The organism is Streptomyces rectiverticillatus (assembly GCF_013394065.1).
Taxonomy (GTDB): Bacteria; Actinomycetota; Actinomycetes; order Streptomycetales; family Streptomycetaceae; genus Streptomyces; species Streptomyces rectiverticillatus.
On record NZ_CP040752.1, the window covers coordinates 5,307,534 to 5,322,700 of the forward strand.

Below are 15,167 nucleotides of genomic sequence, written 5' to 3' on the forward strand. Positions count from 1 at the left end.
TTCTTGGTTACGACCTATTGACTTAAGAAAATGAAGACATAGGGTCTGCAGCGTTGCTAATACCTTCAAGTGGTGGCCCCCCAAGTCCTGTGCCCCACTTGAAGGGCCAGCCCCCACGCCCGGCAGTGCCGCCGGGCCTCAGGAGTACACGTTGACCAGCACTGCGACGGCGCAGGGGTCCGAGGGCCGCAAGGCCCAGCCGGACCACCTCGGCCATGTCATCTTCATCACCGCGGCCGCGGCCATGGGTGGCTTTCTCTTCGGCTACGACAGCTCCGTGATCAACGGCGCCGTCGAGGGCATTCGCGGGAAGTACGACGTCGGCTCCGCCGCCCTGGCCCAGGTCATCGCCATCGCCCTCATCGGCTGCGCGATCGGCGCCGCCACCGCGGGCCGGCTCGCGGACCGCATCGGCCGCATCCGCGTCATGCAGATATCCGCGACGCTCTTCACGATCAGCGCCGTCGGCTCGGCCCTGCCGTTCGCCCTGTGGGACCTCGCCTTCTGGCGCGTCCTCGGCGGCATCGCCATCGGTATGGCCTCGGTCATCGGCCCGGCGTACATCGCCGAGGTCTCGCCGCCCGCCTACCGCGGCCGCCTCGGCTCCTTCCAGCAGGCCGCGATCGTCGTCGGCATCGCCGTCTCGCAGCTCGTCAACTGGGGCATCCTCAACCTCGCCGACGGCGACCAGCGCGGTCACCTCATGGGCATCGAGGCCTGGCAGCTGATGCTCGGCGTCATGGTCGTCCCGGCCGTCCTCTACGGCCTGCTCTCCTTCGCGATCCCCGAGTCGCCCCGCTTCCTGATCTCCGTCGGCAAGGTCGACAAGGCGAAGAGCGTGCTGGCCGACGTCGAGGGCCACACCGTTGACCTCGACAAGCGCGTGGCCGAGATCGAGCTCGCGATGCACAGCGAGGAGAAGTCCACCTTCAAGGACCTCCTCGGCGGCAAGGCGGGCCTCCTGCCCATCGTCTGGGTCGGCATCGGCCTGTCGGTCTTCCAGCAGCTCGTCGGCATCAACGTGGCCTTCTACTACTCGGCCACCCTCTGGCAGTCCGTCGGCATCGACCCGAGCGACTCCTTCCTGTACTCCTTCACGACGTCGATCATCAACATCGTCGGCACCGTGATCGCGATGATCTTCGTCGACCGCGTCGGCCGCAAGCCGCTCGCCATCGTCGGTTCGGCCGGTATGGCCCTCTCCCTCGCCCTCGAAGCCTGGGCCTTCTCCGCGCAGGCCGCCGACGGCTCCCTGCCGACCACGCAGGGCACGGTCGCCCTCGTCGCGGCGCACGCCTTCGTCCTCTTCTTCGCACTCTCGTGGGGCGTCGTGGTCTGGGTCTTCCTCGGCGAGATGTTCCCCAACCGCATCCGCGCCGCGGCACTCGGCGTCGCCGCCTCCGCCCAGTGGGTGGCCAACTGGGTCATCACCGCGAGCTTCCCGAGCCTGTCGGACTGGAACCTCTCCGGTACGTACGTCATCTACGCGTTCTTCGCCGTGCTCTCGATCCCCTTCGTGCTCAAGTACGTCAAGGAGACGAAGGGCAAGGCGTTGGAGGAGATGGGCTAACCCCCCCGCCGCCCTCTCCTCAACAGGACGCTGCCCCGGCTCACCGACGAGCCGGGGCAGCGTCCTGTTTTGCGTACGGCGACGAGCGGGGGGCGGTGGCGTGGTGGGGCGCACGGCCCCATGCCCGGGGCGCGAGGCGCCGAGCCGTACGGCGGAGACCGCCGGTCCCGTACGAGCCGGGCCTACTGCGCGTCGCGCTGTGACCACGGGACGCGCCCCATGGGGCTCCTGCTGCTGCGCTCGGCCACGAGACTGAGACCGGGTGGTCCCGTACCGGCGTGCAGTAGGGCGTATCGGCCTGACCAACTGGCCGTTGATGCGGGGGGGGGCGCCCCGTCCGCATCCCGGCCGTCGCCAACCCCTCCCGCCGCCGTGGCGCTCAGCCACGACGACGATGTCCGGCGGTGCCGTGTCGGCTGCCGCATCGGGCTGTTGCCCCGTGCCTCCTGCCGGCTTCCGGCCCCCCGCGGCCCCACTGCGCCGCTGCCTCCCACCGCCGCGGCGCTTGGCCGCAGAGCTGAGGCCGGCCGTGCGCCGCCCCGCCCGCCCCGCGGCGCTCAGCCCCGGCGCGGAGCGAGCCGAGGTCGCTCGCCGCGAGGTGAAAACGCGGGTGCCCCCACCGTCAGGACGGTGGGGGCACCCGCGTTCAGCAAGCGGCGGCGGCGCGTCAGGCGCCGACCTTCACGCGCTCCTCGTCGCCGACGACGGCACCCGCGGCGTCCGCCGCGGCAACCTCACGCGGCACCGGCAGCACGGCCATGATCAGCGCCGAGATGGCGATCGTGGCGGCCCAGCCCAGCCCGTACTTGCCGACGAACGTCGAGGCCAGCGGGCCGGTGAACCAGTCGCACTTGGTGAAGCACATACCCGCGGCCAGCGCGACGGTCCAGGCCGTCATCGCCTGCCAGCAGAAGCCGCCCACGTACCAGTAGCGGCTGGTGCGGCCGGTGTCCATCAGCGCCTCCGCGTCGTAGCGCACGGCGCGGGCCTTGCGGCGCGCCATGTCGACCGTGTAGACGCCGATCCAGGCGGAGAAGGAGACCGCGAGCAGGATCAGGAAGGTGATGAAGGAGCTGAGGAAGCTCTTCGCGACCAGCATCAGCAGCAGACCGCCGACCAGCGAGATCACGGCGTTGATGCTGACGGCCATGGCGCGGGGCAGCTTCACGCCCATGGTTTGGGCGGTGAAGCCGGCCGAGTACATCGAGAGGCTGTTGATCAGCAGCATGCCGACGATGGCGGTGATCAGGTACGGCACGGCCAGCCAGGTCGGCAGGATGTCGCCGAGGAAGGAGACCGGGTCCGGGGCGTCGGCCAGGCCCGGGGTGGCGACGGCCATGACGGCGCCCATCAGGACCATGGGGACCATCACGACGCCCGCACCGGAGACCGTGGCACCGACGATCTTCCTACCGGACGCGGCGTGCGGCAGGTAGCGCGCGAAGTCGGGGCCGGTGGGGACCCAGCTGATGCCGCCGGCGGCGATGGTGCCGATGCCGGCGATCATCATCGCGGTGGTGCCGGCCGGCTTCGAGAAGACCTCGTCCCACTTGATGTTGGCGATCAGGTAGACCAGCACCAGGACGCTGAAGACACCGAAGAGGTACGTCGACCACTTGTTGCACACGTTCAGCGCCTTGCGCCCCATGCCGCTCACGAGGAACGTGCAGGCGACGAAGGCGAAGAGCGTGATGACGATCAGCGGGGTGTTGCTCTTAACGCCGAGGAGCAGGTCGAGAACGGTCAGCACCGCGTAGGCACCGGTGACCGCGTTGATCGTCTCCCAGCCGAAGCGGGCGACCCACAGGATCGCGCCGGGGAAGAGGTTGCCGCGGACGCCGAACGTCGCGCGGGAGAGCATCGCGCCGGGCGCGCCGCCCCACTTTCCGGAGACCGACAGGACGCCGACCATGCCGAACGACGCGAGCGCGGCGCAGGCGGCGACGATCAGGACCTGCCAGAAGTTCAGTTCGTTGAAGACCACCAGGGCCGCGCCCATGGTGAGCAGCAGCACGCTGATGTTGGCGGCGACCCAGGTCGGGACGAGCTCACGGACCCGGCCGTGTCGCTCGTGATCCGGAACGGGCTCGATGCCGCGGGTCTCTATCGCGCCGCCGGATTCGGCGGTGGACAGGTTGGACGCGTTGTCCATGTGGGGGGCTCCGTGCGGGTGAAGCGGGGCGGGAAGCCGGGCAGAAAAGGTCTTTGGGGACTCTACGCGCGTCGCACAGCCCCACGCCATCGTACTTTGCTCCAAGTTTAGGCTTTTAGTGCCATTGGTCCTTGTCGTAATCTCCAAAGGCGCACGTCACCGGCGACGTCACCGGCGAGGCCGCCTCTCGGTGCCGCGGTGTCCGATACTGGGGGCGTTATGGAAATCGTCATCCTTGCTGTAGTCATCGCTGTGGTCGCGCTCGGCGCGATCAGCGGGCTCGTGGTCAGCAGCCGTAAGAAGAAGCAGCTGCCCCCGGCCCCGCCGAGCAGCCCGTCCGTCACCGCGCCGCCCGCCGAGCCCCACGTCGGCGAGGAGGCCGAGACCCCCAGCGCCGAGCCGCGCCGGACCGTGGAGGAGGTCGAGCTCCCGGCCCCCGAGGCGCCGGCCGCCGAAGCCCCCGCCGAGGCGTCCGCCGCCCCGGCCGAGCCCGAGGCGCCCGCCGCGCCCGCGGTCGAGGTGCCCGAGCCCACCGCCGGCCGCCTCGTGCGGCTGCGCACCCGTCTCTCGCGTTCCCAGAACTCCCTCGGCAAGGGTCTGCTGACCCTGCTGTCCCGCGAGCACCTCGACGAGGACACGTGGGAGGAGATCGAGGACACCCTGCTGACCGCCGACGTCGGCGTCGCCCCCACGCAGGAGCTCGTCGAGCGCTTGCGCGAGCGCGTGAAGGTGCTCGGTACCCGCACCCCCGAGGAGCTGCGCGCCCTGCTCCGTGAGGAGCTGCTGGCCCTCATCGGCACCGACGCCGACCGCAGTGTCCACACCGAGCCCGGCGTGGGTGTGAACGGCGAGGAGAAGCCCGGCGTCGTCATGGTCGTCGGCGTCAACGGCACCGGTAAGACCACCACCACGGGCAAGCTCGCGCGCGTGCTCGTCGCCGACGGCAAGTCCGTCGTCCTCGGCGCCGCCGACACCTTCCGTGCGGCTGCGGCCGACCAGCTGCAGACCTGGGGCGAGCGCGTCGGCGCCCGCACGGTCCGCGGGCCCGAGGGCGGCGACCCGGCGTCGATCGCCTTCGACGCCGTCAAGGAGGGCATCGCCGAGAACGCCGACGTCGTCCTGGTCGACACCGCCGGCCGCCTGCACACCAAGACCGGCCTCATGGACGAGCTCGGCAAGGTCAAGCGGGTCCTCGAGAAGCACGGCTCGGTCGACGAGGTGCTGCTCGTCCTGGACGCCACCACCGGTCAGAACGGCCTCGTGCAGGCGCGCGTCTTCGCCGAGGTCGTCAACATCACCGGCATCGTCCTCACCAAGCTCGACGGCACCGCCAAGGGCGGCATCGTCGTGGCCGTCCAGCGCGAGCTGGGCGTGCCCGTGAAGCTCGTCGGCCTGGGCGAGGGGGCGGACGACCTCGCGCCGTTCGAGCCCGAGGCGTTCGTCGACGCGCTCATCGGCGACTGACGCGCCGTACACCCGTCCGCAACGGCCGGCCCTGCTGGAGCGCCCCGGGGGGCTCCAGCGGCCGGGCGGGCGGCATCCGGGCGAGAAAGGGCCCCTCCGCAGGTGCAGCTGCGGAAGGGGCCCTTTCGCGTGGGGCCCGGCCGGAAGGCCGCCGGGGCTCAGGACGCCGCCGACCGGTGGCACACATAGGCGAGGGTGCCGAGGAGCAGCCGGGCGTGCGGGGGGCGGCCCGCGGTGTCCAGCGTGGGCGGGCGGAGCCAGCGCATGGGGCCGAGGCCGGCGTAGTCCGAGGGCGGTGCGGTGACGTGCTCCCCGGGGCCCAGGCAGCGCAGGTCGAGCCGGGCGTCGTCCCAGCCCATGCGGTAGAGCAGCTGGGGGAGCTCGCCGGCGGCGCCGGGGGCGACGAAGAACAGCGCCCGGCCGTGCGGCGTGAGGGCCACGGGGCCGAGCGGCAGCCCCATGCGCTCCAGCCGGGCCAGGGCGTGCCGCCCGGCCGCCTCGGCGACCTCCAGGGCGTCGAAGGAGCGGCCGACGGGCAGCAGCACGGCCGCCCCCGGCACCTCGGCCCATGCGGCCGCCGCCGCGTCCAGCGTGGCGCCCGCGGGCACGCGTGGGGCGAAGGAGAGCGGGTGTGCGCCGGGGGAGGGGCAGTCGTCGGCACCGCACGAGCAGACCGCGCCGGCCGGGCGACCGCTGCGGGAGGCGCGGGCGCCGGGCACCACATCCCACCCCCACAGTCCGGTGTACTCAGCCACCGTCGTGACGCACTCGTACGCGCGTCCGCGGCGCCGAGAGCTCGAGCGCAGGTCCCGGATGCCGCCGATTGTGAAGCCCATGCCCCCTCCAACGGGTCGTGCTCGCGGATGGTTACGAGTCGGAGTGTCTCGAACACGGACCGTTGCCGAATCCCTTCCGGCGGCGGCGCGACGATGTGCGACGGGTAGTGCGGTGCCGACCATGCGCCGGGGCGCGCATCGATCCACTCTGTCCCTGGGCCCTCCCTGATCGTCCTGTGTCAAGTCAATCGCGTGGAGGTGCGGTTGAGTTCATTCCTTGGGGTGGCGAATGGTGGCGTTTACTGGACTGCTCTCGCGTCAGCCGTGATCGTAGGATTACTTTCGGTGCACGAACCCATGGGAGATGTGCCCCACCGGTGGGTATGCCGGAGGCATGAACCGTCTCGTCGCCCGGCCGGAATTCTTCGCGGCCCGGGGGTGCATCGCCGCACGGGCCGCCGCAAAAAGCGGCAAGCTGTGCGTGGTTCACACGGTTCACGCACAGACGGCAGAGTTCGGGATGGGGGCTTCCAGGTGGGCGGCAACGGCAGCGGCACCGGCGGTGCCGAGAAGGCTGACAAGCGCCCCAACGAGCAGTTGGGTTCCTGGTTCCTGCGCAGCGGATGGTCCAAGGGCGAGCTCGCGCGGCAGGTCAACCGCAGGGCGCGGCAGTTGGGGGCCCACCACATCAGCACGGACACCTCGCGCGTGCGCCGCTGGCTCGACGGCGAGCAGCCGCGCGAGCCCATCCCGAAGATCCTCTCCGAGCTGTTCTCCGAGCGCTTCGGCTGCGTCGTCGGCATCGAGGACATCGGTCTGCGCTCCGCCCATCAGTCCCCGTCCGTCTCCGGCGTCGACCTGCCCTGGGCGGGCCCGCAGACCGTTGAGCTGATCAGTGAGTTCTCCCGCAGTGACCTGATGCTCGCGCGGCGCGGCTTCCTCGGCGCCTCGCTCGCCCTGTCCGCCGGGCCCGCGCTCATCGAGCCCATGCAGCGCTGGCTGGCCCCCGGCGCCGCGGGCAGAGACGGCTCCGGCGCCGGGCAGGACCGCACCCCGCGCGCGGGCCGCCTCTCCGGCCCCGAGCTCGACCTCCTCGAGTCGACCACCATGATGTTCCGCCAGTGGGACGCCCAGTGCGGCGGCGGTCTGCGCCGCAAGGCCGTCGTCGGCCAGCTCCACGAGGTCACCGACCTCCTCCAGGAGCCCCAGCCCGAGGCCACCTCCAAGAGACTGTTCCGGGCCGCCGCCGAACTGGCCGAGCTCGCAGGCTGGATGAGCTACGACATCGGCCTGCACCCCACCGCCCAGAAGTACTTCGTCCTGGCGCTCCACGCCGCCAAGGAAGCGGGCGATCGCCCCCTCGGCGCGTACATCCTCTCCAGCATGGGCCGCCAGATGATCCACCTCGGCCGCCCGGACGACGCCCTGGAGCTCATCCAGCTCGGCCAGTACGGCTCCCGCGAGACGGCCACCGCGCGCACCCAGGCGATGCTGTACGCCGTCGAGGCCCGCGCGTACGCCAACATGGGGCAGCCCTCCAAGTGCAAGCGCGCGGTCAATATGGCGGAGGACTGCTTCTCCGACTGCTCCTCCGGCGACGGCGATCCCGACTGGATCCGCTTCTTCTCCGAGGCCGAGCTCAACGCGGAGAACGCCCATTCCTACCGCGACCTCGCCTACGTGGCCGGCCGCAGCCCCACGTACGCCTCCCTCGCCCGCCCCAAGATGGAGCGTGCCGTCGAGCTCTTCGCGCAGGACACCGAGCACCACCGTTCGTATGCGCTCAACCTCATCGGCATGGCCACCGTCCATCTGATGGAGGGCGAGCCCGAGCAGTCCACGGTCCTCGCCGGCAAGGCCCTCAAGATCGCCAAGCAGGTGCGTTCGGAGCGGGTCAACAACCGGCTCCGCAAGACCGTCGACAATGCCGCGCGTGATTTCGGGGACGTCGCCGAAGTCGTCGCCCTCACCGAACAGATCACCGTCCACCTGCCGGAATCGGTGGAAGCCGTCCAAGCGGTCTGACCCACCACCCGGCCCCCGTACCCGGCCGCGACGCTCCCCCCGAACAGCCCGACTCGGCTCCCCCACGCCAGGTCACACCGGGCGGACGTCGCGGCCGGCCCCGTGCGCCGGCACGAGTGGCGCAGGGGCGGCGAAGGTTAGCGGTGATCACCCGCTCGCCCCGGCCGATTCACCCGGGCGTAACACTCCCGCCTTCTTCGTCACTGCGGCGAAACAACCAGCTGCATCGGCTGAAATCCCGCTGCGCCAACCTCATGGCGAAAACCGGCCCGCTCGGGCCGCCGCTTCGAGGAGACACCGACCATGAATGGCGCGGATACCGCATTCGTATTGATCAGTGCCGCACTCGTGATGCTGATGACACCGGGGCTGGCTTTCTTCTACGGCGGCATGGTGCGGGTCAAGAGTGCCCTGAACATGCTGATGATGTCGTTCATCTCGCTCGGCATCGTCACCGTCCTGTGGGTGCTCTTCGGCTATTCGCTCGCCTTCGGCGACGACGTCGGCGCAGGACTGCTCGGCGATCTCGGCCACATCGGCTTCAAGGGCATCGGCCCCGAGACCCTGACCGGAGGCAAGGAAGGCATTCCCGTCTTCGCCTTCGCCCTCTTCCAGTTGATGTTCGCCGTGATCACTCCGGCGCTGATGAGCGGGGCGCTCGCCGACCGCGTGAAGTTCAGCGCCTGGGCCCTGTTCATCACCCTCTGGGTGTCGGTCGTCTACTTCCCCGTCGCCCACTGGGTCTGGCAGGCCGACGGCTGGCTGTTCAAGCTGAAGGTGATCGACTTCGCGGGCGGCACCGCCGTCCACATCAACGCGGGCGTCGGCGCCCTCGCCGCGGTCCTCGTCGTCGGCAAGCGCATCGGCTTCAAGAAGGACCCCATGCGCCCGCACAGCCTGCCCCTGGTGGTGCTCGGGACGGGCCTGCTGTGGTTCGGCTGGTTCGGCTTCAACGCCGGCTCCGCGCTCGCCGCCAACGGCGCCGCCGCCAACATGGCCATGAACACCCAGGTCGCCACCGCCGCCGCCATGCTCGGCTGGCTCGCCTACGAGCGCATCCGGCACGGCGCCTTCACGACCCTGGGCGCCGCCTCCGGCGCCGTCGCGGGCCTCGTCGCCATCACGCCCTCCGGTGCCGCGGTCAACGCCTTCGGTGCCCTCCTCATCGGCGTCGTCGCCGGCGCGGTCTGCTCCTGGGCGGTCGGCCTGAAGTTCAAGCTCGGCTTCGACGACTCCCTCGACGTCGTCGGCGTCCACCTCGTGGGCGGCGTCATCGGCACCCTCCTCGTCGGCCTCCTCGCCACCGATGGGGTCGGCGGCATCACGCAGCTCGGCCGCCAGGCCGCCGGCGCCTTCTCCGTCATGGCCTACTCGTTCGCCGTCTCCTGGCTGCTGGCCAAGCTCGTGGACAAGACCATCGGCTTCCGGGCCGCCGAGGACGACGAGATCAGCGGCATCGACCAGGCCTTCCACGCCGAGACCGCCTACGACCACACCGGCGTCGGTGCCGTCACCCGCACCGCCGCGCCCGCCCTTCACCGGCCGGCTGCGGCCCCCGAGCAGGCCGACCGGGAGCAGGTCGGCCGGGAGCGGGCTGATCGGGAGCGGGCCGACCAGGAGCAGGCCGCCGCTCCGAAGAACAAGAAGGTGGACGCATGAAGCTCATCACCGCGATCGTCAAGCCCTTCCGCGTCGACGAGATCAGGGAGGCCCTCCAGACCTTCGGGGTCCAGGGCCTGACCGTCAGCGAAGCCAGCGGCTACGGCCGACAGCGCGGCCACACCGAGGTCTACCGCGGCGCCGAGTACCGCGTCGACCTCCTCCCCAAGGCCCGCATCGAGGTCCTCGTCGAGGACGACGACGCCGAGGACGTCATCGACGTCATCCTCAAGAAGGCCCACACCGGCAAGATCGGTGACGGCAAGGTCTGGGTCGTCCCCGTCGAGACCGTCGTCCGCGTACGCACCGGCGAGCGCGGCCCCGACGCCCTCTGACCCCCGCCAGCCCGCCGTGAAGGGAGCCGAGTTGACCGACCCGCAGACCCGCCCCGCCGACTCGGAACCCAGCGGCTACGCGGCGGCCCGGCTGCGCCTCCTGCACCAGGGGGCGCTCACCGGGCCGCCGCGCCGCGCCGCCCTCGCCCGCCTCACCGACCAGTGGCTCGGCGCCCTGCTCGGCGAGACCCGGGGCGTCGCCCTCGTCGCCGTCGGCGGCTACGGGCGGGGCGAACTGTCGCCCCGCAGCGACCTCGACGTCCTCCTCCTGCACGACGGCACCGCGGACATCTCCAAGATCGCGGCCATCGCCGACCGCGTCTGGTACCCCGTCTGGGACATGGGGCTCGCCCTCGACCACTCCGTACGCACCCCCGCAGAGGCCCGCCGCACCGCCGCCGGCGACCTCAAGGTCCACCTCGGCCTCCTCGACGCCCGCCACCTCGCCGGCGACGAACAGCTCACCGCCGCACTGCGCACCACCGCCTACGCCGACTGGCGCGCCCAGGCCCCCGCCCGCCTCGCCGAGCTGCGCGAGCTCGGCGAGGAGCGCACCCGGCACCAGGGCGAACTCCGCTTCCTCCTCGAACCCGACCTCAAGGAGGCACGGGGCGGCCTCCGTGACGCCACCGCCCTGCGCGCCGTCGCCGCCTCATGGCTCGCCGACGCGCCCCGTGCAGGGCTCGAACGCGCCCGCACGCATCTCCTCGACGTCCGCGACGCCCTCCACCTCACCACCGGGCGCGCCACCGACCGGCTCGCCCTCCAGGAGCAGGACCAGGTCGCCGCGGCCCTCGGCCTCACCGACGCCGACCGCCTCCTGCACGGGGTGTACGAGGCCGCCCGTACGGTCTCCTACGCCGCGGACGTCACCTGGCGTGAGGTCGGCCGGGTCCTGCGCGCCCGCTCCACGCGGCCCCGGCTGCGCCGCATCCTGGGCGGCCGCGGGGGGCGTGGCGGTTTCGTCGAGGTCGAGCGGCTCTCCCTCGCCGACGGTGTCGTGGAACAGGAGGGCGAGGCCGTGCTGGCCCGCACCGCGCGGCCCGAGCGCGACCCCGTGCTGGCGCTGCGCGCTGCCGCGGCGGCGGCCCAGGCCGGCCTGCCGTTGTCGCCCCATGCGGTGCGCCGCCTCGCGGCCTCCGCGGGCCCCATGCCGCAGCCCTGGCCGGCCGACGCCCGCGAGCAGCTCGTGACCCTCCTGGGCGCGGGGCCGCCCACCGTGCCCGTCTGGGAGGCCCTCGAAGCCGAGGGGCTCGTCTCCCGGCTGCTGCCCGAATGGGAGCACGTGCGCTGCCGCCCCCAGCGCAACGCCGTCCACCGCTGGACCGTCGACCGGCACCTCGTCGAGACCGCCGTACGGGCCGCCGCCCTCACGCGCCGCGTGGGGCGCCCGGACCTCCTTCTCGTCGCCGCCTTACTGCACGACATCGGCAAGGGCCTGCCCGGCGACCACTCCGTCACGGGCGAGGCCCTCGCGCGCGGCATCGCCCGCCGGATCGGCTTCGGCACCGCCGACACCGACGTCCTGGCCACGCTCGTCCGGCACCACCTGCTGCTCATCGACACCGCCACCCGGCGCGACCTCACCGACCCGGCCACCGTCCGGACGGTCACCGACGCCGTGACGGACACGGCCACGCTGGAGCTCCTGCACGCCCTCACCGAGGCCGACGCCCTCGCCACGGGGCCCGCCGCATGGAGCGCCTGGCGGGCATCGCTCGTCGCGGACCTCGTCCGCCGTGCCACGGCGGCCCTCGCGGGCGGTGCGGAGGAGGGGCCCCGTGCGCCGGGCCCGCCCGACCCGGAGGCGCTCCGGCTGGCCCGCGAGGCCCTCCGTACGGGCGGACCGGCGCTCACCCTGGAGCCCCGCCCGGAGGGCACGGTGCCGTCGGAGGACGGCGCCCCGGCCCCGGTCGGCATGGAGCTGCGGATCGCCGTCCCCGACCAGCCCGGCGTCCTGCCCGCGGCCGCCGGCGTCCTGGCGCTGCACCGGCTGACGGTGCGGGCCGCGGACCTGCGCGCCATGGACGGGGCGCTGCTGCTGAGCTGGCGGGTGGCGGCCGAGTACGGCGCCCCGCCCGAGGCCGCCCGCCTGCGCAACGACCTCGTGCGCGCCCTGGACGGCTCCCTCGACGTCCCGGGCCGTCTGGCAGAGCGCGAGGCCGCGTACAGCAGGCGCCGGCGGGGCGTGGTGCACGCCCCGCCGAGCGTGACCGTCGCCGCGGCCGCCTCGCACGGGGCCACGGTCCTGGAGGTGCGCGCCCAGGACGAGCCCGGCCTCCTGCACCGCATCGGGCGGGCCCTGGACGAGGCGGGGGTGTGGGTGCGCAGTGCCCGTGTGAGCACGCTCGGGGCGAGTGCGGTGGATGCGTTCTACGTGACGGCCCCGGACGGGGCCGCGCTCACGCCCCGTGCGGCCTCCGCGGTTGCCCGCACGACGGAGGAGGCGCTGGGCGGCTGACCGCACCGGGAGGGTGCGGATACCCTTGGGGGTCAGCCGCCGACTTGACACTCAACAAGAAGGATCCGCGACCACCGTGTTCGATACCCTCTCCGACCGCCTCGCAGCGACTTTCAAGAACCTCCGGGGCAAGGGCCGCCTCTCCGAGGCGGACATCGACGCCACCGCGCGCGAGATCCGTATCGCCCTGCTCGAGGCGGACGTGGCCCTGCCCGTCGTCCGTTCGTTCATCAAGCAGGTCAAGGAGCGGGCGCTCGGCGCCGAGGTCTCGCAGGCCCTCAACCCCGCCCAGCAGGTCATCAAGATCGTCAACGAGGAGCTCATCGGCATCCTCGGCGGCGAGACCCGGCGCCTGCGCTTCGCCAAGACCGCGCCGACCGTCATCATGCTCGCCGGTCTCCAGGGTGCCGGTAAGACGACGCTCGCCGGCAAGCTCGGCCGCTGGCTGAAGGGCCAGGGGCACAGCCCGCTGCTCGTCGCCTGTGACCTCCAGCGCCCCAACGCCGTGAACCAGCTCAGCGTCGTCGCCGAGCGCGCCGGCGTCGGCGTGTACGCGCCGCAGCCGGGCAACGGCGTGGGTGACCCCGTCCAGGTCGCCAAGGACTCGATCGAGTTCGCCCGCACCAAGCAGTACGACATCGTCATCGTCGACACCGCCGGCCGCCTCGGCATCGACGCCGAGATGATGCAGCAGGCCGCCGACATCCGCGATGCGGTCTCGCCGGACGAGACCCTCTTCGTCGTCGACGCCATGATCGGTCAGGACGCGGTCAACACCGCCGAGGCCTTCCGCGACGGCGTCGGCTTCGACGGCGTGGTGCTCTCCAAGCTCGACGGCGACGCCCGCGGCGGTGCCGCCCTGTCGGTTGCGCACGTCACCGGCAAGCAGGTCATGTTCGCCTCCAACGGCGAGAAGCTGGACGACTTCGATGCGTTCCACCCGGACCGCATGGCGTCCCGCATCCTGGGCATGGGCGACATGCTCAGCCTGATCGAGAAGGCCGAGCAGACCTTCAGCCAGGACGAGGCCGAGAAGATGGCGGCCAAGCTGGCGAAGGGCCCCAAGGAGTTCACGCTCGACGACTTCCTGTCGCAGATGGAGCAGGTCCGCAAGATGGGCTCCATCAGCAAGCTCCTCGGCATGCTGCCGGGCATGGGGCAGATCAAGGACCAGATCAACAACCTGGACGAGCGCGACGTCGACCGCACCGCCGCGATCATCAAGTCGATGACCCCGGGCGAGCGCCAGGACCCGACGATCATCAACGGCTCGCGCCGGGCCCGCATCGCCAAGGGTTCGGGCGTGGACGTCAGCGCCGTCAAGAACCTGGTGGAGCGGTTCTTCGACGCCCGCAAGATGATGTCGCGCATGGCGCAGGGCGGCGGCATGCCGGGCATGCCGGGTCTGCCGGGCATGGGCGGCGGCGCCGGCCGCAAGAAGAAGCAGCAGAAGCAGGCCAAGGGCAAGCGCCAGAGCGGCAACCCGATGAAGCGCAAGGCCGAGGAGCAGGCCGCGGCCGCGCGCCGCGAGCAGCATGCGGGCGGCGCCCTGGGCCTGCCCGCGGGCCAGGACGCGAAGGACTTCGAACTGCCGGACGAGTTCAAGAAGTTCATGGGCTGACCCAACGGTCCCGGAAGGCCCCGTGCGGCGCGCCCCCGCGGCGCCCGCCCCGCGCAGTACGTCACAGCCCCCCGCGGCCGAGCAGGCCGCGGGGGGCTGTCGCATGCATGCAGTGCTAGGCGCGGGCTATCAGATAGCGGAAGACATTGGGCATCCACACCGTGCCGTCACGGCGCAGGTAAGGGTGGAGCGCCTCGGAGAGCTCCTTGACGACCTGCTCCTCGTCGGTGGCGCGGACGGCCGCGTCGAAGGCGCCGGTGGAGAGCATGCCGCGCACGGCGCTGCCCATGTCGGCATAGCCATAGGGGCACGCCACGCGTCCCGAGCCGTCCGGCCGGAGCCCGGCCTGCTGGGCCAGGTTCTCCAGGTCGTCGCGGCCGCACGGCCGCCAGCGCGCCGGCGCGCACATGGGGTCCGCGAGCCGGGCCGCGACTCGAAGCGCCCCCGACGCCGCGCAGCGCTCCTGGGGGCCCCAGCCGGCCAGCACCACGGGGGCGCCCCGCTCCGCGCACGAGGCGGCCCGGGCCAGCGCCGTGGCCATGCCCTGAGCACTGCCGCCCGCGCAGTACAGCGGGTCGAAGGCGGTGACGAGATTGAAGGCCGGGGAACCGGCGTCCACGACGCTCTCGGGGGCCCCGTGCCCCAGGCGCGCGGCGCCTGCGCCCTCGGGCAGCAGCCGCTCGCGGGCGAGGGCGAGCCGGCGCCCGTCCGGGTCCACTCCGGAGACCGCGGCGCCGCGGGACGCCGCCATGAGCAGGGCCAGGCCGGAGCCGCAGCCCAGGCTGAGCAGCCTGGTGCCGGAGCCGACCTCCAGGCGCTCGTACACCGCTTCGTAGAGCGGCACCAGCATCCGTTCCTGGATTTCCGCCCAGTCGCGGGCCCGCGACTCGGGCGACGAAGAGGACGGCCGGTGCCGCCGTACGAGCGTAGGTGTCATGGAAAGCGCCCCAATCCGCCGAGAGACGTGTGCATGCCCGATCCGCCGCCCCCCGTGTACTGCCGTGCGCACTGCTGGAGAAAGCACCCCCTTGTGCCAGGGAACTGCTCATCGGTTCCCGAGTCCAGTGGAAGGCGCCGGCACGTTCCCGTACGCCCACGATGGCA

Annotated in this window: 10 protein-coding genes; 7 read left to right on the forward strand and 3 right to left on the reverse strand. The window is 72.1% G+C overall.

The window, feature by feature from the left end; all coding sequences use genetic code 11:
- Nucleotides 1-151: 151 nt before the first annotated feature.
- Nucleotides 152-1,570 carry a sugar porter family MFS transporter gene (locus FGW37_RS23365; RefSeq protein ID WP_179082834.1) on the forward strand — a complete coding sequence of 473 codons (1,419 nt, stop codon included), beginning with the start codon at nucleotides 152-154 and terminating at the stop codon, nucleotides 1,568-1,570.
- 667 nt (nucleotides 1,571-2,237) lie between these two features.
- Here the strand turns inward: FGW37_RS23365 and FGW37_RS23370 are convergent.
- A complete protein-coding gene (locus FGW37_RS23370) occupies nucleotides 2,238-3,722 on the reverse strand; it encodes a purine-cytosine permease family protein (protein ID WP_179082835.1) in 1,485 nt (494 codons plus the stop codon).
- 219 nt (nucleotides 3,723-3,941) lie between these two features.
- Here FGW37_RS23370 and ftsY point away from each other — a divergent pair, with 219 nt between their 5' ends.
- On the forward strand, nucleotides 3,942-5,186 hold the full coding sequence (ftsY, locus tag FGW37_RS23375; protein ID WP_179082836.1) for a signal recognition particle-docking protein FtsY: 1,245 nt from the start codon (nucleotides 3,942-3,944) through the stop codon (nucleotides 5,184-5,186).
- A 158-nt stretch (nucleotides 5,187-5,344) separates the two neighbouring features.
- Here ftsY and FGW37_RS23380 read toward each other — a convergent pair whose 3' ends face one another.
- On the reverse strand, nucleotides 5,345-6,022 hold the full coding sequence (locus FGW37_RS23380; protein ID WP_179082837.1) for a bifunctional DNA primase/polymerase: 678 nt from the start codon (nucleotides 6,020-6,022) through the stop codon (nucleotides 5,345-5,347).
- A gap of 474 nt (nucleotides 6,023-6,496) precedes the next feature.
- On the opposite strand from FGW37_RS23380, the gene nsdA reads away from it, so the two are divergent.
- The 5 genes from nsdA (at nucleotide 6,497) to ffh (ending at nucleotide 14,063) form a co-directional block, all read left to right on the forward strand.
- A complete protein-coding gene (nsdA, locus tag FGW37_RS23385) occupies nucleotides 6,497-7,987 on the forward strand; it encodes a transcriptional repressor NsdA (protein ID WP_179082838.1) in 1,491 nt (496 codons plus the stop codon).
- 303 nt (nucleotides 7,988-8,290) lie between these two features.
- Nucleotides 8,291-9,646, forward strand: a complete 1,356-nt coding sequence (locus FGW37_RS23390) for an ammonium transporter (RefSeq protein ID WP_179082839.1) — start codon at nucleotides 8,291-8,293, stop codon at nucleotides 9,644-9,646.
- The gene (locus FGW37_RS23395) at nucleotides 9,643-9,981 is read left to right on the forward strand and encodes a P-II family nitrogen regulator (RefSeq protein WP_058046471.1); all 339 of its coding nucleotides are present in this window, start codon (nucleotides 9,643-9,645) and stop codon (nucleotides 9,979-9,981) included. The genes FGW37_RS23390 and FGW37_RS23395 overlap by 4 nt, the downstream gene beginning before the upstream one ends.
- A gap of 31 nt (nucleotides 9,982-10,012) precedes the next feature.
- A complete protein-coding gene (locus FGW37_RS23400; RefSeq protein WP_179082840.1) occupies nucleotides 10,013-12,442 on the forward strand; it encodes a [protein-PII] uridylyltransferase in 2,430 nt (809 codons plus the stop codon).
- Nucleotides 12,443-12,518: 76 nt separating this feature from the next.
- Nucleotides 12,519-14,063 (forward strand): signal recognition particle protein, encoded by a 1,545-nt coding sequence (gene ffh, locus FGW37_RS23405; RefSeq protein ID WP_179082841.1) that lies wholly within the window; start codon nucleotides 12,519-12,521, stop codon nucleotides 14,061-14,063.
- Between the two features lie 115 nt (nucleotides 14,064-14,178).
- On the opposite strand, the gene FGW37_RS23410 is transcribed toward ffh, so the two are convergent.
- Nucleotides 14,179-15,000: a methyltransferase domain-containing protein gene (locus tag FGW37_RS23410; RefSeq protein WP_179082842.1), complete on the reverse strand. Its 822-nt coding sequence runs from the start codon at nucleotides 14,998-15,000 to the stop codon at nucleotides 14,179-14,181.
- Nucleotides 15,001-15,167: the final 167 nt, after the last annotated feature.

Bases quoted from the DNA above. Each gene is read 5' to 3' on its own strand.
- FGW37_RS23370 (WP_179082835.1), bottom strand. From the start codon at position 3,722: ATGGACAACGCGTCCAACCTGTCCACCGCCGAATCCGGCGGCGCGATA.
- ftsY (WP_179082836.1), top strand. From the start codon at position 3,942: ATGGAAATCGTCATCCTTGCTGTAGTCATCGCTGTGGTCGCGCTCGGC.
- FGW37_RS23380 (WP_179082837.1), bottom strand. From the start codon at position 6,022: ATGGGCTTCACAATCGGCGGCATCCGGGACCTGCGCTCGAGCTCTCGG.
- FGW37_RS23390 (WP_179082839.1), top strand. From the start codon at position 8,291: ATGAATGGCGCGGATACCGCATTCGTATTGATCAGTGCCGCACTCGTG.
- FGW37_RS23395 (WP_058046471.1), top strand. From the start codon at position 9,643: ATGAAGCTCATCACCGCGATCGTCAAGCCCTTCCGCGTCGACGAGATC.
- FGW37_RS23410 (WP_179082842.1), bottom strand. From the start codon at position 15,000: ATGACACCTACGCTCGTACGGCGGCACCGGCCGTCCTCTTCGTCGCCC.